This window comes from Pseudomonas frederiksbergensis (assembly GCF_000802155.2).
Classification (GTDB): Bacteria; Pseudomonadota; Gammaproteobacteria; order Pseudomonadales; family Pseudomonadaceae; genus Aquipseudomonas; species Aquipseudomonas frederiksbergensis_A.
The window spans coordinates 13,923-34,850 of sequence record NZ_JQGJ02000002.1; the positions used below are offsets into that span (position 1 = coordinate 13,923).

18 protein-coding genes and 1 pseudogene are annotated in these 20,928 nt (G+C 62.5%); 9 read left to right on the forward strand and 10 right to left on the reverse strand.

Features of this window, described 5'->3' with window-relative positions:
- Positions 1-48 precede the first annotated feature (48 nt).
- Positions 49-2,181 (forward strand): TonB-dependent siderophore receptor, encoded by a 2,133-nt coding sequence (locus JZ00_RS03180; RefSeq protein WP_039588312.1) that lies wholly within the window; start codon positions 49-51, stop codon positions 2,179-2,181.
- 56 nt (positions 2,182-2,237) lie between these two features.
- Here the strand turns inward: JZ00_RS03180 and JZ00_RS03185 are convergent, their stop codons facing one another.
- A complete protein-coding gene (locus JZ00_RS03185; RefSeq protein WP_039588314.1) occupies positions 2,238-2,972 on the reverse strand; it encodes an SDR family NAD(P)-dependent oxidoreductase in 735 nt (244 codons plus the stop codon).
- A 238-nt stretch (positions 2,973-3,210) separates the two neighbouring features.
- Positions 3,211-3,417 (reverse strand): tautomerase family protein, encoded by a 207-nt coding sequence (locus JZ00_RS03190; protein ID WP_039588315.1) that lies wholly within the window; start codon positions 3,415-3,417, stop codon positions 3,211-3,213.
- Between the two features lie 125 nt (positions 3,418-3,542).
- Between JZ00_RS03190 and JZ00_RS03195 the strand changes: the two genes are divergently transcribed.
- Positions 3,543-4,466 carry a LysR family transcriptional regulator gene (locus JZ00_RS03195; protein ID WP_039588316.1) on the forward strand — a complete coding sequence of 308 codons (924 nt, stop codon included), beginning with the start codon at positions 3,543-3,545 and terminating at the stop codon, positions 4,464-4,466.
- A 74-nt stretch (positions 4,467-4,540) separates the two neighbouring features.
- Here the strand turns inward: JZ00_RS03195 and JZ00_RS03200 are convergent, their stop codons facing one another.
- A complete protein-coding gene (locus tag JZ00_RS03200) occupies positions 4,541-4,972 on the reverse strand; it encodes a nuclear transport factor 2 family protein (protein WP_039588317.1) in 432 nt (143 codons plus the stop codon).
- A 114-nt stretch (positions 4,973-5,086) separates the two neighbouring features.
- On the opposite strand from JZ00_RS03200, the pseudogene JZ00_RS03205 reads away from it, so the two are divergent.
- Positions 5,087-5,767: pseudogene (locus tag JZ00_RS03205) on the forward strand (ADP-ribosylglycohydrolase family protein); the annotation flags it as partial.
- A gap of 63 nt (positions 5,768-5,830) precedes the next feature.
- Here JZ00_RS03205 and JZ00_RS03210 read toward each other — a convergent pair.
- Positions 5,831-6,727, reverse strand: coding sequence for a LysR family transcriptional regulator (locus JZ00_RS03210; RefSeq protein ID WP_039588318.1), 897 nt, complete (start codon positions 6,725-6,727; stop codon positions 5,831-5,833).
- A 96-nt stretch (positions 6,728-6,823) separates the two neighbouring features.
- Here JZ00_RS03210 and JZ00_RS03215 point away from each other — a divergent pair, with 96 nt between their 5' ends.
- The 4 genes from JZ00_RS03215 (at position 6,824) to nahK (ending at position 13,475) form a co-directional block, all read left to right on the forward strand.
- A complete protein-coding gene (locus tag JZ00_RS03215) occupies positions 6,824-8,098 on the forward strand; it encodes a glucarate dehydratase family protein (protein ID WP_039588319.1) in 1,275 nt (424 codons plus the stop codon).
- Positions 8,099-8,356: 258 nt separating this feature from the next.
- On the forward strand, positions 8,357-9,541 hold the full coding sequence (locus JZ00_RS03220; protein ID WP_039588320.1) for a porin: 1,185 nt from the start codon (positions 8,357-8,359) through the stop codon (positions 9,539-9,541).
- A 198-nt stretch (positions 9,542-9,739) separates the two neighbouring features.
- Positions 9,740-10,903, forward strand: coding sequence for a nitric oxide-sensing protein NosP (nosP, locus tag JZ00_RS03225; protein ID WP_039588321.1), 1,164 nt, complete (start codon positions 9,740-9,742; stop codon positions 10,901-10,903).
- The gene (nahK, locus tag JZ00_RS03230; protein ID WP_082112028.1) at positions 10,833-13,475 is read left to right on the forward strand and encodes a hybrid sensor histidine kinase/response regulator NahK/ErcS'; all 2,643 of its coding nucleotides are present in this window, start codon (positions 10,833-10,835) and stop codon (positions 13,473-13,475) included. The genes nosP and nahK overlap by 71 nt, the downstream gene beginning before the upstream one ends.
- Before the next feature lie 79 nt (positions 13,476-13,554).
- Here the strand turns inward: nahK and JZ00_RS03235 are convergent, their stop codons facing one another.
- The 6 genes from JZ00_RS03235 to JZ00_RS03260 form a co-directional block, all read right to left on the reverse strand.
- The gene (locus JZ00_RS03235; protein ID WP_039588789.1) at positions 13,555-14,220 is read right to left on the reverse strand and encodes a response regulator transcription factor; all 666 of its coding nucleotides are present in this window, start codon (positions 14,218-14,220) and stop codon (positions 13,555-13,557) included.
- A gap of 53 nt (positions 14,221-14,273) precedes the next feature.
- A complete protein-coding gene (locus JZ00_RS03240) occupies positions 14,274-14,807 on the reverse strand; it encodes a PQQ-dependent catabolism-associated CXXCW motif protein (RefSeq protein ID WP_039588323.1) in 534 nt (177 codons plus the stop codon).
- Positions 14,808-14,952: 145 nt separating this feature from the next.
- On the reverse strand, positions 14,953-15,744 hold the full coding sequence (locus JZ00_RS03245; protein ID WP_039588324.1) for an ABC transporter permease: 792 nt from the start codon (positions 15,742-15,744) through the stop codon (positions 14,953-14,955).
- Positions 15,741-16,472, reverse strand: a complete 732-nt coding sequence (locus tag JZ00_RS03250; protein WP_039588325.1) for an ABC transporter ATP-binding protein — start codon at positions 16,470-16,472, stop codon at positions 15,741-15,743. Before JZ00_RS03250 ends, JZ00_RS03245 begins: the two co-directional genes overlap by 4 nt.
- Positions 16,469-17,458, reverse strand: coding sequence for a YVTN family beta-propeller repeat protein (locus JZ00_RS03255; RefSeq protein WP_039588327.1), 990 nt, complete (start codon positions 17,456-17,458; stop codon positions 16,469-16,471). Before JZ00_RS03255 ends, JZ00_RS03250 begins: the two co-directional genes overlap by 4 nt.
- 26 nt (positions 17,459-17,484) lie before the next feature.
- Positions 17,485-18,651 (reverse strand): ABC transporter substrate-binding protein, encoded by a 1,167-nt coding sequence (locus JZ00_RS03260; protein ID WP_039588328.1) that lies wholly within the window; start codon positions 18,649-18,651, stop codon positions 17,485-17,487.
- A 363-nt stretch (positions 18,652-19,014) separates the two neighbouring features.
- Here JZ00_RS03260 and JZ00_RS03270 point away from each other — a divergent pair, with 363 nt between their 5' ends.
- Positions 19,015-20,271 carry a HAMP domain-containing sensor histidine kinase gene (locus JZ00_RS03270; RefSeq protein WP_039588331.1) on the forward strand — a complete coding sequence of 419 codons (1,257 nt, stop codon included), beginning with the start codon at positions 19,015-19,017 and terminating at the stop codon, positions 20,269-20,271.
- Positions 20,268-20,906 carry a response regulator gene (locus JZ00_RS03275; protein WP_039588333.1) on the forward strand — a complete coding sequence of 213 codons (639 nt, stop codon included), beginning with the start codon at positions 20,268-20,270 and terminating at the stop codon, positions 20,904-20,906. Before JZ00_RS03270 ends, JZ00_RS03275 begins: the two co-directional genes overlap by 4 nt.
- The last annotated feature ends 22 nt before the right edge of the window (positions 20,907-20,928 follow it).

Genomic DNA, 20,928 nt, shown 5'->3' on the forward strand with positions numbered 1-20,928 from the left:
TTGCCGGCCTCCCTGGGAACGGCGTTCTTTCATTAGGATTGTGTGTCGATGCGTCGGATACTCGTTTCACTGTGTGTGCTCCAGGCTTATTCCATTTCCACCTGGGCAGAAGAACCCAGTTCCACGGCGAAGGCGCCGCTGGAGTTGCAAGCCACCGATATCGTTGGCACCTCGGACTTCGAGACGGCACAGGGTCCGGTGAAGGGCTACCACGCCACCCGTTCCGCCAGCGCCACGCGCACCGACACCGCCATTCATGAAACGCCGCAGTCGATCTCGGTCGTGTCCCGCGACGTCGTCGAAGACCTCAGCGCCACGCGCCTGCAAGATGCCCTGGATTATGCTGGCGGCGTCGGCAGGGGGAACAATTTCGGCGGCCAGGGGCTGACCACGTTTACCGTGCGCGGCTTCACCACCGGAGAGTTCTACCGCAACGGGTTTCCAATCAACCGCGGCTACCCGAACATGCCTGATGCCAACACCATCGAGCGCCTGGAGGTCTTGCGTGGGCCGGCAACCATGCTCTATGGCCGTGGCGACCCGGGCGGCACCTTCAACGTGGTGTCCAAGCAACCGTTGGCCGAGCGCACGGTGACCCTGGGCAGCCAGATCAGCGACCAGGGGATGCGTCGCGGCACCCTGGATGCGTCCGGCCCGCTGGATGATGAAGGCCGCCTGGCTTATCGCTTGAATGTGGTGGGCGAGGGCGGCGACACGTTTCGTGATCATGTCGAGACCGAACGTTATGGCGTCGCCCCTGTGGTCACCTGGCAAGTCAACGACACCACGCGCCTGACGTTCGAGGGCGATTTCATGCGCAACAATGCGCCGCTGGACCGTGGCCTGACGCACTACGCCGGCCAACGTGGCACCGCGTCGCGCGATACGTTCTTCGGCGAAAAGGACGCCGGCAAACTGCACAACGACAACAACATGCTGCAGGTGCGTTTCGAGCACATGCTCAACGACGACTGGACCCTGGCCGGTGGTACCCAGTGGCTCGACGGCACGTTGCAGGGCAACGCGGTGGAAGGCAATGGCATCGCCGCCGATGGGCGCACCCTGGGCCGTAACTTCAACTACCGCAAGTTGGAATGGACCGACCGTGATACCCAGCTCAACCTCACCGGGCATTTCTCCACGGGCGGGTTCGAGCACACGCTGCTGACCGGGATCGAGTACGAAGATTACGACTACAAGTCCATCATCCGGCGTTCCGCCGCCGGCACCGGCGCGTATCCGATCGACATCTTCGATCCGGTGTATGGCCAGCCACGCCCGGCGTTGACCCGCACGCCGACCCATGACGAGGAAAACCTCAAGACCTTCGGCGTGTTTATCCAGGACCAGGTGGCGTTGACCGAGCGGCTGAAGGTGCTGGCGGGCGCGCGTTTCGAGCGGTTCGAGCATGAGTACGAGACCTTCGTCCCCCAGGCGCGCCCCGGCAGCCGGAACTGGGACGTTACCGATAATGCGGCCACCCCGCGCCTGGGCGTGATCTACGACCTGACCGACACCGTGGCCGTCTACGCCAACACCGCCCGCTCGTTCAAACCGAACAACGGCGCCAGCCGCGAGGGCGGGGGATTCAAGCCCGAAGAAGGCAAATCCTACGAGGTGGGCGTCAAGTGGGAGGCGCTGGATCGCCAGTTGAGCGTCGATGCGGCGGTCTACCAGATCGAAAAACGCAACGTCTTGACCCCCGATCCACTGGACTCGACGTTCAACGTTGCCGCTGGCGAAGTGCGCAGCCGTGGTTTCGACTTGAACGTGGCGGGCAACCTGACGCCGGAGTGGCGCGTGATCGGCGGCTACGCCTATGTGGATGCCGAAGTGACCAAGGACGCCAGCATCCCCACCGGGACGCGTTTGCTCAACGTGCCGAAGAACACCGTCAGCCTGCTGAACGTCTATGAGTTCCAGGACGGCGGTCTCAAGGGGCTGGGCTTGGGCCTGGGCGCCAGGTACGTGGATGAGCGGGCCGGCAACACCGCAGCCACCACCTTCACCATGGACGACTACACGGTGGTCGACTTGCTCGGCTACTACAAGGTCAACGAGCGCATCCGCCTCAATCTGGACTTGAAGAACCTGTTTGACGCCGATTACGAAGAAGGCGCGTTTGGTGGCGTCTACGCTTACCCGGGCGCACCGCGGACGGTGCAGGCGGGCATCTCCTAAACGCTGTAGATTCAAGGCTGCATGAAAACCCCGAAGGTCTTGCCTTCGGGGTTTTTTTACCACTTGCCGGTGCTCATCCCGCCGTCCACCGGCAGGATCGCCCCGGTGGTGAAGTCGGCTGCCGCCAGGTACAACACGGCGTCGGCGATCTCATCGATGGTGCCGACCCGGCCGGCCGGGGCCAGATTGTTGAGGAAGTCGCGGTGCGCCGGGTCATGCATCGGTGTGTCGATGATGCCGGGTGCTACGGCGTTGACCTTGATGTTGTGGGGCGACAGTTCCAGTGCCAAGGCGCGGGTCATCTGGTTGACGCCGCCCTTGATCAACACGGGCAGCGCCGCCGGCACCTGGATGTTCGGTTGCAGGGCCACCGAGGCGGAGATGTTGATGATGAAACCTTGCTGGCGGCTGATCATGTGCGCGGCAGCTGCCTGGCTGGCATAGACGAGACCCTTGAGGTTGGTGTCGAGCAGCGATTCCAGGTCCTGCGGGCTGTATTCGACAAAGGGTTTGGGCAGGAAGAAACCGGCGTTATTGACCAACCCATCCACCGCGCCGAATGCCGCGATGGCTTTGTCGACAAGGGCGGTAGATGTCGCTGGATCGGCAATGTCGCCGGCCACGCCGATGAAGCTCGCTGGATGGCCCAATTGGCCGGCGGCATCGTCCAGGCCGGATTGGGAGCGGGCATTGCCCACCACGTTGTAACCGCGCGCCAGGAACGCCTTGACCAGGCCAAGGCCGATCCCGCTGGAAGCGCCGGTGATGATGACGGTTTTCTGATTGCTCATGATGTTGACTCCTGATCACGTTGAGTTGGAACCGCTGCGCCTGTCTGGGCGTTGGTTGTGATCAGGGTATTGATGCGCTTGGGTTTGATAAATGGGGGTTCTGGTACTTGAGTTGATACTCGGTGTAATCAATTATCGGAGCCCGCGCAGCTTCCTGTGGGAGCCTGCTCGCTCCCACAGGTTTATCAAGCGCATTAAAAAGCCCGGTCATTGAGGCCGGGCTCGGTAAGGTGAAGCCTTATTCCTTGGGTTTACTTCGATACTCGGTTGTCGTCATGCCCGCATAACCCCAGTTATCGGTGTCGACTTCCTCGATCACGATATGGGTCAGGTGCGGGTCCTTGCCCAACACGCGTCGCAAGGTTTCGGTGATTTCGCTAATGACCTGGGCTTTCTGCTCGCGGGTAACGCCATCGCGGGTAATACGCACATTGACGAAAGGCATGCTGCACTCCGGTGGGTGACATTTGCGCAGGAGAAGCCCGCGCAATCGAGGACGACTGTATTTATACGCCACGGCCTGATAAACAGGCATCGGGAATCTTCAGTTGATACGCGGTGTAATGAATCATGAAGCGTCACTTCGAAGACTTGCAGTTAGGCAGTATCGAACTGTTCTGCCTGGCGGCCGAGGCGGGCAGTTTCACGGCGGCGGCGCAGGTAGCGGGCGTTACCCCAGCGGCGGTGAGCCGTTCGATCTTTCGTTTGGAAGAGCGCCTCGGTTCGCGGCTGTTTGTGCGCACCACCCGCAGCATCCGCCTGACCGAGGCCGGCAGGACCTTTTTCGAGCAATGTCGTCAGGCGCTGACGCAACTGGTCGAGGCGCAACAGGAAGTCATGGGCGCGCAATCGGTGCCGTCCGGACAATTGCGCATCAGCGTGCCCACCACCTACGGCCATCACCGCATCCTGCCGTTGCTGCCGACATTTCGCGCGCAATACCCGCAGGTCACCGTTGATGTTCACCTGAGCAACCGCAATATCGACTTTGTTGCCGAGGGCTATGACCTGGCGATACGAGTGCGCGCCCAGCCGGATTCGTCGATGATCGCCCGGTTGCTCGAAGACGCGAAACTGGTGGTGGTCGCTTCCCCGGATTACCTGCGAAGAGTCGGCACGCCGCAAACCCTGGAAGACCTCGACCTGCATGAGTGCATCCAATTCGAACTGCCCAGCAGCGGTCGTCGTATCTCTTGGTTGTTCAATGTCGAGGGCAAGGAGAAAGAGGTGTTCGGGCAGGGCGGGTATTGCTGCTCCGACGATGTGCTGGGCGGAGTGACGCTGGCCAAGCATGGCGCCGGGCTATTCCAGACCTACCGATTCATTGTCGAACAGGAATTGGCGGACGGGCGATTGGTGGAAGTGCTGGCGCCGTTCGCGGGGCGCTCGCGTCCGTTTACGCTGCTGTATCCCCATGGGCGGTACGTGCCGCAGCGGGTACGGGCGTTTGTGGATTTCCTGTTGGAACACCGGCAACAGTGGGCGGCGGAGTGAAGTAAAGACCTGCCTCGACTGGATTCCCGTGGCGAGGGAGCTTGCTCCCTCGCCAATGAGGTTCTGTCCGAGTGTTAGAACCGGAACGCCTGACGCCCGATCAACAGCCATTTGCCGTTCTGTTTCTGCCAGATCTGGAAATTCTCGATTTCGGTCGGGACCACTTCGGTGCCCTTGAGCGCTTGGGCGGAGAAGTGGTTGCGCACCATGGCTACGTCGCCTGAGACGGTGATTTTCTGGTTCTTCATTTCCAGGGTCTTGAACGCGCTCTTACCGGTCTCGATGTCGGCTATGAAAGCTTTCTTGTCCTGGATATTGCCGCTGGAGTGGCCGTAGGTCAGGTTCTCGGCGGCCAAGGCCTGAAGCTGGGGAATGTCTTTGTGCAGCATGGCCTGGGTCAGGTGGTCGACTGCTTCGGCCACTTCCTTCTCGGCCGGTGCGGGGGCGGCTGCGACGTAGCCGCTGAAGAGGCAAACGAAACCGATCAGCAACGATGCTTTTTTCATGGGTTTTTTTCCTTGTTTTTGTAGGTATCTGGAGTTCGAGCATCTAGCTCGTCTGTCATCGTACAACTTGTCGTGGTGCGCGGGAATAGCCAAGTGGACGTGGGCCATGAATATGCGGCTGACCAAATGGGCCGATACCTCAACTGGTGGCATTGGGGTTACCTGAGTTCCACGGGTGCTTGCTTTGACATCGGCATGACCGTTCGCGACGCACTGGAGCGCTATCAGTCACATCGAGACCCATTCGCGGGTAGCACCCATCCTCAAACGGCTGGCAATGGCTCGCTCATGCGACTGGCACCGGTTGTGCTGTTCTTTTATCCGGATCGCAACCGTATCCGTGAGTTCGCCGCGCTGAGTTCGCGCACGACTCACGGGGCAACGGAGGCGGTGGAGTGTTGCCAGGTGTTGGCCGATGTCATCGGTAACGCATTGAACGGTGACTCAAAGATGGACGTGTTGCGTGTGTCGTCCGAGCAACTGACCGAGGCCAAGGTAATCGCGCTCGCCCAAGGCCAGTATCAGGGAAAAGCCCGCAGTGAGGTGTCGGGCACCGGCTATTCGGTCGAGTCTCTGGAGGCGGCGTTGTGGTGTTTTTTCCATACGGACAGTTTCGCTGAAGCAGTGCTGGCCGCGACGAACCTGGGCGACGACGCTGATACCACCGCCGCCATTGTCGGGCAGTTGGCCGGGGCGTTTTATGGAGTACAGGCTATTCCCTCCGATTGGTTGCAGAAGTTGTGGATGCGACAGGAGATTGAAACCATCGCCGATGCGCTTCATCTCAAGGACTGAATTGCTTTTCGAATCCTTGCCTAGTGCGGAGTCAGTCGGTAGCGCAAGCCTCTGGCTCCGTTTTCACATTCCCTCCCGAACCGCCCCGCGAATCCCCTCCAGCAACATCGAAAACGCCGGGTTGTCGTTGTCCTGACGCCATACCAGATGCAGTTCGCTCTGCACCCCTTCGCCCAAGTCGATCTCACGAAACACCACCTGTCGGAACGCCACGCTGGTCGCACAACGCGGCACCAGTGCCAGGCCCATGCCCGCGTTGACCAGCGCCAGGATGGTCAGCGAGGAGCCTAGCCATTGCACGAACTGCGGGGCGACCCGGGCCGAGCGCAGCATGCCGGTGAGCAGTTCGTTGAAGGGCGGGTAGGCGGAGTGGGCGTACATCAGGAACGGCTGTCCGTCGAGATCCTGCACGCCGACGGTCTCGGCGTTGGCCAGCGGATGGTCCGCAGGTACCGCCAGGACAAACGGTTCGCGCACCAGGCATTCGGTGACGTAGCCGGTTTCCAGCAGGGGCGAGCGGACGATGCCCAGGTCGATACGCCGGGCGCGCAGGGCTTCGTGTTGCTGGTAGGTGTTCATTTCCGACAGGACGATTTTGACTTGTGGTTGCTTGAGCCGTGCCTCGGCGATGACCTTGGGCAAGAACTCATACACTGCGCTGCCGACGAAGCTGATGGTGACCGAGCCGATGTCGCCCTGGGCAAAACGCTTGGCGGCCTCGGCGGCCTGCTGCGCTTGTTGCAGCAGGTTCTGCGCTTCGATGAAAAACGCTCGGCCGGCGGCAGTGAGGGCAACGCTGCGGGTGCTTCGGGTGAACAGTTCGACACCCAGGTGATGCTCCAGCAATTGGATCTGTCGGCTCAAGGGCGGTTGGGTCATGTTCAGGCGTTCGGCGGCGCGACGGAAGTTGAGTTCAGTCGCCACGGTGGTGAAGCAGCGCAGTTGGGCCAGCTCAAACATTGATTCAATCCAGGTATCAATCAAGTGCCAAGTTAGATTAGACGGTAACAATCGACGGCGTCCATCATCGGCGCGGAAAACTTCCGGAGCCTTTGCATGAAGATCAAACGCGTCACTGTGACCCCCATCGCTTTTCGCGACCCTCCATTGCTTAACGCCAGCGGCATCCATGAGCCTTTCGCGCTGCGCTCGATCATCGAGATCGAAAGCGACAATGGCTACATCGGCCTCGGTGAGAGCTACGGCGATGCGCCGGCCCTGGCGATCCAACAGCAGGTCAAGGATCAGTTGGTCGGCATGGATCCGTTCAACCTCAACCAACTGCGGACCATTGTCCAGGCCACCGTGGCGGCCCATAAGCCGGCCAGCGTTGCCGGAGCCGAGTTGGCGCCGGGTTCACACGCGAGCAAAGCCGTCAGCAATGCCTATTCGGCATTCGAGGTGGCCTGCCTGGACCTGCAGGCCCATTACCTGAACGTACCGCTGGTGGATTTGCTGGGCGGTGCGATTCGCGATGAAGTGCCATTCAGCGCCTACCTGTTTTTCAAGTACGCCGAGCACATCGATTCGCCGTACCCGGCGGACAATTGGGGCGAAGCGCTGAACGAACAACAGATCGTCGCACAGGCGCGGCGGATGATCGAGGAATACGGGTTCAAGAGCATCAAGCTCAAGGCCGGCACCTTCGAACCGGAGCATGAGGTGGCCTGCATCAAGGCGCTGAAGAAGGCTTTCCCTGGCTTCCCATTGCGTATCGACCCCAACGGTAATTGGTCGCTGGAAACCTCGATCCGCATGGCCGAGCTGCTCGGGGATGACCTGCAGTATTACGAAGACCCGACGCCTGGGCTGGAGGGCATGGCCGAGCTGCACAGGCGCACGGGCCTGCCACTGGCGACCAATATGGTGGTCACCGATTTCGACGAGTTGCGCCGCAGCGTGGCCCAGGACAGCGTGCAGATTGTCCTGGCTGATCACCATTATTGGGGCGGGCTGCGCGATACCCAGGTGTTGGCGAAAATGTGCGACACCTTTGGCCTTGGCGTGTCGATGCATTCCAATTCGCACTTGGGCATCAGCCTCATGGCCATGGCTCACGTGGCGGCGTCGGTGCCGAACCTGGATTACGCCTGCGACACCCATTACCCCTGGCAGGAGCCGGATGAAGAAGTGATCAAGGGTGGCAAGCTGCCGTTTATCGACGGCTGCGTGAAGATCACCCGGGCGCCGGGCCTGGGGCTGGAGCTGGACCGCGATCAGTTGGGCAAGCTGCATGAGCAGTTCCTCAGCTGCGGCATTCGCCAGCGCGATGACGTGCGGCAGATGCGGCGCTACAAGCCGGATTGGAAGACCGTTAAGCCGCGGTTCTGAGGAGACCGCGAGGGGCCTGCGCAGCAGGCCCAAACCAGCAACTCAGTTTGACTGCCCAATGGGTTGATCCTCCTGACCCACCCACCGGCCCACACCCAAAGTACCGCGCCCGGCGGCATCGGGGTCTTACTTCGAAACTGCCGCGCCGGGCCGGCGCTGCCAAAGCAGCCGACAATCACCTCCAAGGCAGCGTATGACGCGCCCGGGTGCCTTTCGATAATCGCCTCCGACATCCCGTCCCCTGTTGCGGAGCGCGCCATGCACAACAATAAGAATACCTGCCTGCGTTTTTTGCCTGCGTTCATCGCCGGCCTCTCGACCCTCGGCTCGATGCCTTGGGCCCAAGCCGAAATCATGCTGTACGACAAGGACCAGACGACTTTTTCCACCGACGGCTATATCAACGCTTTCTACGTCAACAGTGACGTCGACCGCGCCGGGGAACAGTTCGACCGGCGCCAGTCGCGCGTCAAGATGGGGTTCTTGCCCAACTACCTGGGCTTCAACATGGGCAAGCAGGTCGATGACCTCAAGCTCGGCGCCCGGGCCTCGTTCTGGGTGACCATCAACGACAGTGAAACCAACGGCACCGACACCGCGATCGACGTACGGCAGTTCTACGGCACCGTTGCCAACCCGGAGTGGGGCGAGGTGCTGATCGGCAAGGACTTCGGCCTGTTCGCCCGCTCCAACATCCTGCTCGATGAGTTGCTGGCCGGTTATGGCCAGGTCAGCGACACCCTGGGCCTGGTGGACGGTGGCGGCGTGTCGTTCGGCAATATCGGCAGCGGTTATCCGTACCCGTTCCCGACGTCGCAGATCACCTATCGCACCCCCATCATGGACGGGTTGCGCGTGGCAGTGGGCATCATGGACCCGGTGGACACCAACGACAGCAGCGCCACCGGCAAGGCCTACCAGGAAAACCCGCGCACCGAGAGCGAAGTCACCTACCAGTTCGACCTGGGTGGGGCGAAGATCTACAGCTGGCTGAACGGCAGCTACCAGACCTCCGACAACACCGATTCCAGCGTCGAGTCCGTCACCTCCAAAGGGCTGGGTTATGGGGTCCAGGCGAAGATGGGCGGGCTGTCGCTCACCGGCTCCGGTTTCCAGGCCAAGGGCATCAACCCGTTCTTCACCAACAATGCCGGCGAAGCCACGTTGCGCAACGTCGACAGTACGGGCTATCTGCTGCAGGGCTCCTACAAACTGGGCAAGAATCGCCTGGCGCTGTCCTACGGCAAGACCGAGGACGACGGCAACGGCGTGGTCGGCAGCGGCGCCGACTATGAGACGCGTGGAGTCGCGCTGTTCCACGACATCAATGACAACCTCAAGCTCGTGGCCGAGTACAACCAGTTCGAAATCAACGGCCATGACACCAGCGCGCAGGACGAAGACACCGACACCTTCGCGGTGGGGGCGGTGTTGACCTGGTAAGGACGCAGCGGCCCCGCCCCAACGGCGGTCCGGAGCAAATCCTGGGTTTTTTCGTGGCGGCCCCAACCGTGCGCATCGCGGCGGGGGGCGCCACGGTTCTCATCCCATGGAAGCGTCCACCCGCTACCCAAGTAGCATTCGTGGGCCCGACGCGGATTCGTACACTCAAGCCTCTATCACGCACCGTCGGAGGCGCAGATGCAGCAGGCCCAGAGCGAGGGTGTGGTCAGCGCCATGTCCCAGGCAACAGATGTCGAGCAAGTGGCCCAGGAACTGGCGCGACAGTTGTTGCACCCGTACCTGGGGTTCGTGCTGTTTTTCTGCTCCGCCGAATACGATTTGCCTGGCCTGGCCAAGGCGCTGTCCCAGAGCTTCGGCGGGATTCGCCTGGTGGGCTGCACCAGCGCCGGGGAAATCACCCCGCAAGGCTATGGCCGCAATTGCGTGACAGCGGTGGGGTTCGATCACCGGCATTTTTCCATCGCTGCCGAGCTGATCGGCGAGATGGAGCACTTCTGCCTGATCGATGCCCAGCAGATGGTCGAGCGCCTGGCGAGCGGCTGTCGCAGCAACGCCTTGGCGCCGATCAAGGGCCACAGTTTTGCCTTGACCCTGCTCGATGGCTTGTCCAGCCGCGAGGAAATGGTGCTGGCGGCGTTGAGCGCGGCACTGGGCGACATCCCGCATTTCGGCGGCTCGGCCGGAGATGACAACTACCTGACCCATACCCACGTCTACTTCGAAGGCCAGTTCCACAGCGGCGCTGCCGTGGTGGTGCTGATCAACACCTGGTTGGAATTCGAGGTGTTCACCACCCATCACATCTTGCCCCGGCAAGAAAAACTGGTGGTCACCGGCGCCGACAGCGCCTCGCGGCGGGTCTACGAGCTCAACGCCGAGCCTGCCGCCGAGGAATACGCGCGACACATCGGCGTGCCGGTGAGCGCGCTGGATTACCGGGTCTTCGCCGCCCATCCACTGGCGGTGCGGATCAACGACCAGTACTACGTGCGCGCCATTCAGCAGGTCCACTCGGACCTGAGCCTGAGTTTCTATTGCGCGGTCGAGAACGGCATCGTCCTCACCGCCATGAGCCCGGGGCCGTTGCTGCACAACCTGCAAAACCTGTTCGACGGGTTGCAGGCCCGCCTCGGGGATTTGCTGCTGACCCTCGGCTGCGACTGTTTCCTGCGGCGCCTGGAGCTGGAGGATCGCGATGGCCTGGAACAGATTGGCCAGTTCCTGCGGGAGCATCGGGTGATGGGGTTCAACACCTATGGAGAACAGTTCAATGGCATGCACATCAACCAGACGTTCACCGGAGTTGCCATTGCCCGCCATCGCGTCCCCGGCCATCGCTGAGCTGCAGGCGCAGCTCGCCGCCTTGCAACACGAAAACCACAAGCTGCGGCGCATCAACGACGCGCTGATCGAGCGGGTGGAATCCGGCGTGACTCGTGGCAACGACCCGTACGCAGCCTTCCAGCATTCGGTGGTGCTGGCCGAGCAGGTGCGTGAGCGTACCGATGCGTTGAACCAGGCCATGGCCGAACTCAAGGCCGGCAACCATTTGCTGGGGGAAGCGCGGCTGCGGGCGGAGACGGCCCATCGGCACTTGATCGATGCGATCGAGAGCATTTCCGATGCATTCGTGCTGTTTGACGAACAACAACGGATCGTCTTGTTCAACAGCCGTTTCAAGGCGTTCTGGGCCCACAGTCGGGTGCGGATCATCGCGGGGATGCGTCTTGCCGAGGTCAAGCGCCTGATGACCACCAACGGTTTGTTCAGCGAAGAAACCCGCGGCCAGCCTGACGAGCCGGTGCTGTATCGCTTGCAGAACGGGCGTTGGCTGCAGGTCAGCGAGCGGCCGACCCAGGAAGGCGGGCGGGTGATCCTGTTCACCGACATCACCGACGTCAAACTCAGTGAAACCGTGCGCCGCGAGCAAGCTGTCGCGCAGAAATCCCATCTGTTGCAGCGCGCCGTGGACAACCTGTCCCAGGGCGTGGCGATGGTCAACGCCCAGGGTGTGCTCGAGCTGTGGAACCGGCGCTTCCTGGAACTCAGCGGACTGGCGCCGGTGGCGGCCCATCGGCCGTTCAACGAGGTGATCGCCGACAGCGAGTTGCAACTGCTGACGCCGGCCAGTCGCGATGGCAATGGCCGGCTGATCCAGGAATGCGAGCAGCGCCTCAGCGATGGCCGGGTGCTGGAGATCCGCACCCATCCGCTGCCTACCGGCGGCTACGTCAACACTTTCACGGACATCACCGAGCGCTACCAGCACGCCGAGGCGTTGAGCGAGAGCGAGCGCTGGATTCGGCTGATCACCGACCATGTGCCGGCGCTGATCGCCTACCTCAATGCCGATCTGGTCTACGAGTTCACCAACAAGGTCTACGAGCAGTGGTATTGCTGGCCACGCGGCGTGATGCTCGGCCAGAGCCTGCGCGAAGCCCACAGCGAACAGCATTATCAGCGCCTGGAAGCGTACGTGGCACGGGCGTTGGCGGGCGAGAGCGTGACGTTCGAGTTCGCCGAGACCAACATCAACAACCAGGAGCGCTACATGTTGCGCTCCTATGTGCCGAACCGCTTGGCCAACGGCGAAGTGGTGGGGATCTTCGTGCTTATCCGCGACATCACCGAACGCCGTCGCACCGCCGAGGCGCTCCACCAGGCCTATCAGAACCTGGAACATCGGGTGCAGGAGCGCACCGCCGAACTGACCACCCTCAACGATCAGTTGCTGCGTGAGATCGACGAGCGCAGCCGGGTGGAGTTGCGCTTGCGCGAAGCCAAGCGCGAGGCCGAACGCGCTAACCTGTCGAAAACCAAATTTCTCGCGGCGGTCAGCCATGACCTGCTGCAACCGTTGAACGCGGCGCGGCTGTTCACCAGTGCCTTGCTCGAACGCCGCGAGCCGGTGGCGAACGCGCAACTGGTGCGCAACGTAAGCAACTCGCTGCAGGACGTGGAAAATCTGTTAGGCACGTTGGTGGACATTTCCAAGCTCGATGCCGGCGTGATCAAGGCCGATGTCGCGCCGTTCGCCTTGAGTGAGCTGCTCGATAACCTGGCGGCCGAATATTGCCAAGTGGCGCGCAGCGAAGGCCTCGAGTTGCGATTTGTGCCTTGCTCGGTGCTGGTGCGCAGCGATATCCAATTGTTGGCGCGGATCCTGCGCAACTTGCTGAGCAACGCGATCCGCTATACGCCGAAGGGCCGGGTGGTGTTGGGATGCCGTCGCCGCGGCAGTCGTGTGTCGATTGAAGTCTGGGATTCCGGCATCGGCATCGCCCAGGATCGCCTGGAAGAGATTTTCCAGGAGTTCAAGCGCGGTGACGTGCAACGCCCGGATCAGGACCGTGGCCTGGGCCTGGGTTTGGCGATTGTCGAGAAAATCGCCGGGATCCTTGGGCACCGGATCCAGGTTCGTTCATGGCCGGGCAGGGGCTCGGTGTTCGCCGTCGAAGTCCCTCTCAGCGCTACCGCGCCCAAGCCATTGCCTTGCCTGGAGATGAGCGAGCCGATGCTCGAACGCCTGCGCGGGGCAAGGGTCTGGGTGTTGGATAACGACGCGGCGATCTGCGCCGGCATGCGCACTTTGCTGGAAGGTTGGGGCTGCCGGGTCGTGACGGCGCTGTCGGAGCAGGACCTGGCGCGGCAGGTGGACGGCTACCGCGCCGACGCCGATCTGCTGATCGCCGATTATCATCTGGATCACGACCAGAACGGTGTGGATGCCGTGGCGCGGATCAACGCCTGCCGCCCTTCACCGATCCCGGCGCTGATGATCACCGCCAACTACAGCAACGAGCTCAAGCAGCAGATCCGCGAACGTGGGCATACGCTGATGCACAAGCCGGTGCGGCCGATGAAGCTCAAGATTGCGATGAGTCATCTGTTGGGCCAAGCAACCAGCGGTTGAGTCGAGCCGCTTTTCGTGGCGAGGGAGCAAGCTTCCTCGCCACAGGGGTGTTCACCCTGTCCCCGTAGCGTCCAGCCGTTCAACGCCGCAAGTACGCCCCGAAATCGATATCTCCGGCACTGAGAATCGCCTGCACCCGGTTGTGCACGTTGAGCTTGCGCAGGATTGCCGAGACGTGGGCCTTGACCGTGGTTTCGGCGATGTCCAGCGTGTAGGCGATCTGCTTGTTCGATTCGCCCTTGGTCATGCGTTCGAGCACCAGCAGTTGCTTGCGGGTCAGGGCCTGGAGCAGTTCGGGCGGGAACGCCGGGGTTTCGTTCAGGCGCCGGCCCGTCGGGCTTTTCTGGGTGCGGATGATGTCCGGCGGCAGGTACACGTTGCCATTGAGGATCTGCTCGATGGCGTCGGTCATTTGCGAGCGCGGCGACGACTTGGTGATGAAGCCCACCGCGCCATAGGTGATGGCCTGCAGGACGATTTGCTTGTCCTGTTCGGCGGAAACGATCACCACCGGGATGGTCGGCGCTTCGTTGCGCAGGTTGATCAAGCCATTGAGGCCGTGCATGCCGGGCATGTTCAGGTCCAGCAGGATCAGGTCCAGGTCGTCGTGTTCGCGGGTCAGTGCGAGGGCACTGTCCAGGTCGGCGGTTTCCATCACTTCGCTACCGGCGAAACCGTCGCTGATGACGTTGTGGATGGCTTCGCGAAACAGTGGGTGATCGTCGGCTATCAGGATTTTATACATGGCCATTCACCTCGTTATTGTCGTATTGGGGCAGTTGCACGCAAGTCGCTGCATCAGGGAAAAGGTTCGGGGCGGGCGGCTTGCAGGGGCAGGTTGGCCGCCTCCCAGGCATCGAGGCCGTCGCGGTACCAATACACCTCTTTATAGCCCATGGACGCGGCGCGTTTTACCGCGTTCCAGCTCAACCAGCAATCGGAGCGGCAGTAAAAGACCAATGGTTGATCCAGGCGTCCGGCGGTGGCCTTGCGCAGGTGAAAGGTGAAGTAATCCTGCCAGCTCGGTTCGAGCTCGCCATCGCCCGTATTGGCCAGCCACAGGCTGCCGGGAAGGTTGGCGTGGGGCTCGGTGTCGATGAAACGGCCCTGGACCCAGGGGCGCCGGTAGACGTCGATCAACACCGGGGCGGGTTTCTGCCCGAGCAAGCGCTGCAGGGCTTCGGTGTCGAGGGTTTGCGCGCCTTCGGCGCAGGCGGGTGTCGGGCTGCGGTATTGGGTAATGCGATAGCCCTGCGCAGAAAACAGCGTAGTGTCGGCCTGCGCGACATTCAGCGACAGGCCCAGCATGACGATCGCCAGCAAACGGGGCATGGGATTTATCCTTTTTGTTATGCGCCCATTACATGCCAGGGTGGAAGTCTTGTGAATGCGACCATAGACAGGAAAACCGGTACTAAAGTAGTAATTTGCGTCAGCGATCACACCGATCACCTGTGGGACCGTGTGTGTGGGCTGCTCAATTGGCCTTGCGCAACGCCGCATGCTGTGGATTGAACGTCCACACTGCCAGCAGCGCGAACACCAGCGTCAACCCTACGCACACGGCCATCGCCAGCGCGTTGAGCTGTCCATACAGCGCGAACCGCACCAGCTCCACGCCTTGGGTGAACGGGTTCACCGCGCACAGCCAATACAACCAGGGGCTGGCTTCGAGCATTTTCCACAGCGGGTACAGTGCCGAAGACAGGAAAAACATCGGAAAGATGACGAAATTCATCACCCCGGCGAAATTTTCCAACTGCCGGATCGCATTGGACAACAACAGGCCCAGGGCGCTGAGCATCAACGCCACCAACAGCAGGGCCGGCAATGCCAGCAGCAGGCCCATGGCCGGCGGCTGGACGCCGTAGAGCCAGGCGATGGCGAGAAAGGCGTAGACCTGCAACAGCGAGATCAGCGAGGTCGCAAGCAATTTGCTCGCCAGCAGGAAGGCACGGGGCAGGGGGCTGGTCAGGAGCACGCGCATGCTGCCCATTTCCCGGTCGTAGACCATCGACAGCGAGCCCTGCATGCCGTTGAACAACAGGATCATGCAGGCCAGCCCCGGCACGATGTACACCTCGTAGGGGATGTAGGTGTCGTAGGGCGCGATGATGGCGATGCCCAGCGCCGCCCGGAACCCGGCGGCGAACACCAGCAGCCACAGGAGCGGTCGGACCAGGGCGCTGAGCAACCGCGTGCGCTGCAAGACGAAGCGTAGCCATTCGCGCATCACGATGCCGCTGAAACAATGCCAATACGCGCTCATGCGGCGGCTCCCGAGGCGGTCAGACGATGGAAGGCCGAGCCGAGGTTGCCGCCGTGCTCCAGGCTGACGTCTTCTGCGCGACCGCTGGCGACCAGTCGCCCCTGATGCACGATCAGCAAGTCATCGCTGGGCTGCACTTCATCGAGCAGATGAGTGGTCCAGAACACGCTGATGCCCTGTTCCCGGCACAGCTGCCGGATGTGCTGTCCCAGGGCCTGGCGGCTGGCCGGATCGAGGCCGACGCTCGGCTCGTCCAGCAGCAACAGGCGCGGTTCATGGAGCAGCGCTCGGGCGATTTCGACCCGGCGCCGGTGCCCGCCATTGAGGTTGCGCACCGGCTCGTGGCGCCTTTGCGTCAACTGTTGGCGGGCCAGCTCGGCGTCGATCCGCGCGCTGCCCTGGCGCCGTGACATGCCATGCAGGGCAAGGTGATAACGCAGGTTCTGCTCAATGCTGAGGTCAAGGTCGAGGGTGCTTTGCTGGAACACCACGCCCAACTGGCGCAAGGCCTGGCGCGGTGACGCGCGCAGCGACTGGCCGCCGACGTGGATCTCGCCGCGCTGCACGTCGTACAGGCGCGTTAGCAGGGCGATCAGCGTCGACTTGCCAGCGCCGTTCGGACCGAGGAGTGCGGCGAAGTGTCCGGCGGGTACGCTGAAGTTGATCTGGCGCAAAGCTTCCCGGGCACCGTAGGCGAAGCTCAGGTCGCTGACCTCCAAGGCGTTCATGGCGTCACCACCACGCCCCACGGATAACGTCCCACCTTCACTGACTTCAGCACCTTGCGGCTCTGCACGTCGATCACCGAGACATCGCCGCTCACGCCATTGGTCGCCAGCAATTGTTTCTGGTCCGGGGTGAACGCCAGTTGCCAGACGCGCCGGCCCACCAGCAGGTAATCCAGCACTTCGAAGGTCCTGGCATCGATGACCGCCACATGGTTGGCCGGGCCCAGGGCAACAAACGCGAGCTTGCCGTCGGCGCTGAGCTTGATCCCCACCGGCTGGACTTTGTCCGGGTGCACGCCCTTGATCTTAAACGTCAGCGTCTTCAAGACTTGGCGGGTGGCGACGTCGAGAATCGTCAACGTCCCGCCGATTTCCGCCGAGGCCCAGAGCTGCGTGCCGTCGCGATTGAACTCGACGAAGCGTGGCCGTTGGTCCACCAGGGTGTTGTCCGCCAATGTCTGGGTACTGGTGTCGATCCAGTGCAGCATGTTGGTGGTTTCACTGGTATTGACCGCCCACTTGCCATCGGGGCTGACCGCCATGCCTTCGGGCTCGACGCCGACGCCGATCTGGCCGAGTACTTCGGAGGTCTGGGTGTCGATTACCGTGACCAAGGCATCGTCCTCGTTGGACACGTAGAGCCAGCGATCATTGGGATGCAGGGCGAATTGCTCCGGGTCCTTGCCGGAAGGCAACTCCTTGACGATTTTGCGGGTGGCGACGTCCATCACCTGGACGCGGTCCGAATCGCTGGCGCAGATGTACAGCAGCCGATTGTCATGGGACAGCAACAGGCCCCGGGGACGTTGGCCTACCGCCAAGGTATCGATGACTTCCAGGCTCTGCAGGTCGATCAGGCTGAGGCTGTTGTCTTTTTCGTTGGAGACCCAGGCGATGCTGGCAGCAGCGGGACCGGCAAGGAGCAGCGAGGCGCCCAGGGCGAGGGCTTGGCACAGCAGAGCCGGGTTTAGCAGGGGGCGGCGCATGGCGTTTTCCTTATTGTTGTTATCGATCAGGGGTAGCGACAGCTCACTTCGGGTCGGTCGAAGCCCAGGCTGTCCATTTCGTTGGAGGGGTGCAGGAAGCCGTCCTGGGGCGAGGTGCTGACCAGTGCCCGCGGCTGGACCAGGGGAATCGGCTGGCGCAACTGGCCATTCCAGGGGCGATAGCTGAGCTTGCGACCCTTGAATCCGTCCAATGGCAACTGGTCGCCGAGGGCCAGTTGGCGGATGGCGAACGGGTCGTCCTGGCGCAGTTTGCTGACGGCGGCGGCGATGCTGCGCACAGCGATCCAGGCGGCAAAGTCGCGGTCGTTCATCCAGCGGCCAGCCAAGGCTTCGAAGCGCTTTTGCAACTGCGCTGCACCGTAGGTCTCGACGGTCTTGTGCCAACCGGTGGGCGTCAGCCCCTGGGTGCCCGCGACCGGGCGCGGAAACCAGGTCTGGTAGGGCACGTATTCGCCGAAGTCGCCGCGCTCATCGGCCACCAGCACCACGTCGTATTCGGCGGTCTGGGTGAAGAGCGGCATGTCGGCCTGGGCGCTGCGGCGCTGGTCGTTGTCGAACTGCCAGGGTTTTTCGGCAACGATCTTCATGCCGAAGCGTTTCATCGCCCGGCGCAACGCGGCGGCGTAGGCCTGGTCTTCCGGTGTCTGGCCGACGATCAGCAAGGCCCGCTGCCATTTGCGCACGACACTGAATTGGACCAAGGCATCGGCGAGGGTCGCGCGGTCGGGCAGCGTGTGCAGCACGTTGCCCAGGCAGTCGCTGGTGCGCAGGTTGTCGTCGGGGCTGCCGGCGTTGAACAACAGGCTGTCGGGGAGGGCGGCGCTGAGCTGGCGAAGGCTGGCGGCAGGCGCATTCACCACGAACAGGCGCAGACCTTGCTCATGCTGGGCGCGGGCGGCCTGGAGCAGCGCTTCGGGGCTGTCGACGGTGGCGCTGTCGAGGCGGTAGTCGTGCTTGAGAAAGCGTCCGGTGCTGTTGCTGTCGATGATCGCCAGCTCGGCCCCGCGTAGCCCGGCGTCGGTGGGCTCGGCGATGACATTGGACAACAGCGGGCCTGGATCGGGACGGTAACCGAGGTAGCCGATGCGCACTTGCAATGGCACGGTATCGCCTGCCTGGGCGGTTGCCGCGGCCAACAGGTAAACCAGGGCGTAACTGACAAGCCGGCGCATGACGTCCTCCATTGCAGGTAGCGCCAGCATAGGAAGGCCCCGGCCCTGGGGAAATATGCAGAAAGTACCGCCGGGGCAGTACCAAGGTAGTAGCTCGGTCCGGGCGCCGGGGTTTTAGGATGCTTCCAATCGTCATTGATCAGGGAGCGAACAGGTCATGCGGATTTTCAAGACGCTGCTGTTGCCGTTATTGCTGATCCTGAGCTTGATTGGAGTGGATCGACCCAAAGTGTCCCCTGTGGGGACGCGCCTGCTCGCGAAAGCAGTGGTTCAGCCGGCCTTGATATTGGACGTGCCGCCGTTTTCGCGAGCAGGCGCGCTCCCACAGGGGGCCGGCGTGCTTCGTAGGTTGGAGCACTGACCATGTCAGCCTTCTGGCGAATCAACCTCTGGGTCTCAGCGTTCTTTGCCCTGGTCACCCTGGCCTGTGCAACGCTGCTGCTGCACCAGGCCACGGCCGATGTGACACGCGAACTGCAATCGGCCGAGTCGGTGGTGCATTACCTGCGCGAGACCGCCCAGCGCGATCCGGCCAGCCTTCAATCGCGGCTCACCGGCAGCCTGCGTCACGTGCGGGTGCGTTGGTTGGCCGCCGCAGAGCATTCGCCGGCCCAGGAGCCCGGCTTGAACGCCTGGCTGGGGCGTCGACTCTTGCACGACGGTCCTGTCGCCCAGGTCGTTGAATTGCAGGACGGTCGTCGAGCCTGGATCGCCGTTGACCCCGGGGATGAAGTGGATGAAATCCTCGATTCCCTGGTGCAACTGCTCGGTGTTTGCGCGATGGCCTGGCTGCTCAGCCTGCTGGCAATTCGTTGGGCGGTGCGCCGGGGCATGCGCTTGCTGGACGATTTGCTGCGGGCGCTGCACCAGGTGTCCGCGGGCGACCTGCACGTGAATCTGCGGACCGAAGGCCTTTCGGAAGCCCAGCAACTGGCGGAGCATTTCAATCGGATGACTGCCGCCCTGGCCCAGACCCGGGCGGACAATGCCCGGCTGACCCAGGCGTTGCTGGCGGTACAAGAGCAGGAACGCAGATCCCTTGCGCAAACCTTGCACGACGATCTGGGCCAATATGTGGCGGGCATTCGAGCGCGGGCCTGTCTGCTGCGGCTGGTAATCCATCAGCCGCCGGCGCTGGAGCAGACCGCCAGCGAGTTGGAAGAACACTGTGACCATTTGCAGCAAGGCTTTCGCGCCTTGGTCAACGACTTGTACCCCGTCGTGCTCCAGCATTTGCCGTTGGGCGAGGCCATCGAGTTGTTGGCCCGGCAATGGCAGGACAGCCACGGCATCGCCTGCCAGTTGCGGGTCGATGGCGCGATACCGCCATTGGCCGGGTCGGACAAAGCCCACCTGTACCGCCTGTTGCAGGAAGCGCTGACCAACATCGCCCGGCATGCCGACGCCAGCCAGGTGCGGATCCGCATGCAGCACCGCGCCGGTCGCCTGCGGCTATGGGTGCGCGATAACGGACGCGGTGCCAAGCAGCCCGCCCGGCCCGGCGTGGGCTTGCATTCGATGGCCGAACGGGCTCGCAGCCTCGGCGGTGAGCTGCGGGTCATGAGCCGGCCCGGCGCGGGTTGGGCGCTGGACTTGAACATTCCCCTGGAGGCGTCATGAACATTTTGTTGGTGGATGACCACGCCGTGGTCCGGCAAGGCTACGCCAGCCTGTTGCGGGCACTGATGCCGGAGCTGCAGGTTCGCGAAGCCGCTTCGGGCGAAGAGGCATTGAGCCAGGTGCAGGAGCAACTGCCAAACCTGGTGATCATGGACTTCGGCCTGCCGGGCATCAGCGGGCTGGAAACCACCCGGCGCCTGCGCCAACGCTTGCCGCAACTGCGGGTGCTGTTCTTCAGCATGCACGACGAATTGCCGTTGGTGCGCCAGGCGCTGGAGGCGGGCGCGGCGGGCTATCTGACCAAGAACTCGGCACCGCAGGTATTGGTGGAGGCGGTGCGGCGGGTGCTGGCCGGCCACGCCTACATCGAGCAGGCCCTGGCCACTCAGTTGGCCTGCGCAACCAACCGCCACGACAGCGATCCGCGCCTGCAATCAATGACCCAGCGGGAGTTGGAAATCTTCGTCATGCTCGCCAAGGGCACCCCCGCGCGGACCATTGCCGAACAGCTGTGCATCAGCGCCAAGACCGTGTCCAACCACCTGACGTTGCTCAAGAGCAAATTGCAGGTCAGTTCCCACGCCGAGTTGGTGCATTTGGGAATTGATATGGGGGTGGTGCGGGTGGCGGGGTGAAACCAGGCGATGAAGATAAATT

Coding starts and splice junctions, on each gene's coding strand:
- JZ00_RS03180 (WP_039588312.1), top strand. CDS start 49: ATGCGTCGGATACTCGTTTCACTGTGTGTGCTCCAGGCTTATTCCATT.
- JZ00_RS03185 (WP_039588314.1), bottom strand. CDS start 2,972: ATGAGCAATCAGAAAACCGTCATCATCACCGGCGCTTCCAGCGGGATC.
- JZ00_RS03190 (WP_039588315.1), bottom strand. CDS start 3,417: ATGCCTTTCGTCAATGTGCGTATTACCCGCGATGGCGTTACCCGCGAG.
- JZ00_RS03195 (WP_039588316.1), top strand. CDS start 3,543: ATGAAGCGTCACTTCGAAGACTTGCAGTTAGGCAGTATCGAACTGTTC.
- JZ00_RS03200 (WP_039588317.1), bottom strand. CDS start 4,972: ATGAAAAAAGCATCGTTGCTGATCGGTTTCGTTTGCCTCTTCAGCGGC.
- JZ00_RS03210 (WP_039588318.1), bottom strand. CDS start 6,727: ATGTTTGAGCTGGCCCAACTGCGCTGCTTCACCACCGTGGCGACTGAA.
- JZ00_RS03215 (WP_039588319.1), top strand. CDS start 6,824: ATGAAGATCAAACGCGTCACTGTGACCCCCATCGCTTTTCGCGACCCT.
- JZ00_RS03220 (WP_039588320.1), top strand. CDS start 8,357: ATGCACAACAATAAGAATACCTGCCTGCGTTTTTTGCCTGCGTTCATC.
- nosP (WP_039588321.1), top strand. CDS start 9,740: ATGCAGCAGGCCCAGAGCGAGGGTGTGGTCAGCGCCATGTCCCAGGCA.
- nahK (WP_082112028.1), top strand. CDS start 10,833: ATGGCATGCACATCAACCAGACGTTCACCGGAGTTGCCATTGCCCGCC.
- JZ00_RS03235 (WP_039588789.1), bottom strand. CDS start 14,220: ATGTATAAAATCCTGATAGCCGACGATCACCCACTGTTTCGCGAAGCC.
- JZ00_RS03240 (WP_039588323.1), bottom strand. CDS start 14,807: ATGCCCCGTTTGCTGGCGATCGTCATGCTGGGCCTGTCGCTGAATGTC.
- JZ00_RS03245 (WP_039588324.1), bottom strand. CDS start 15,744: ATGAGCGCGTATTGGCATTGTTTCAGCGGCATCGTGATGCGCGAATGG.
- JZ00_RS03250 (WP_039588325.1), bottom strand. CDS start 16,472: ATGAACGCCTTGGAGGTCAGCGACCTGAGCTTCGCCTACGGTGCCCGG.
- JZ00_RS03255 (WP_039588327.1), bottom strand. CDS start 17,458: ATGCGCCGCCCCCTGCTAAACCCGGCTCTGCTGTGCCAAGCCCTCGCC.
- JZ00_RS03260 (WP_039588328.1), bottom strand. CDS start 18,651: ATGCGCCGGCTTGTCAGTTACGCCCTGGTTTACCTGTTGGCCGCGGCA.
- JZ00_RS03270 (WP_039588331.1), top strand. CDS start 19,015: ATGTCAGCCTTCTGGCGAATCAACCTCTGGGTCTCAGCGTTCTTTGCC.
- JZ00_RS03275 (WP_039588333.1), top strand. CDS start 20,268: ATGAACATTTTGTTGGTGGATGACCACGCCGTGGTCCGGCAAGGCTAC.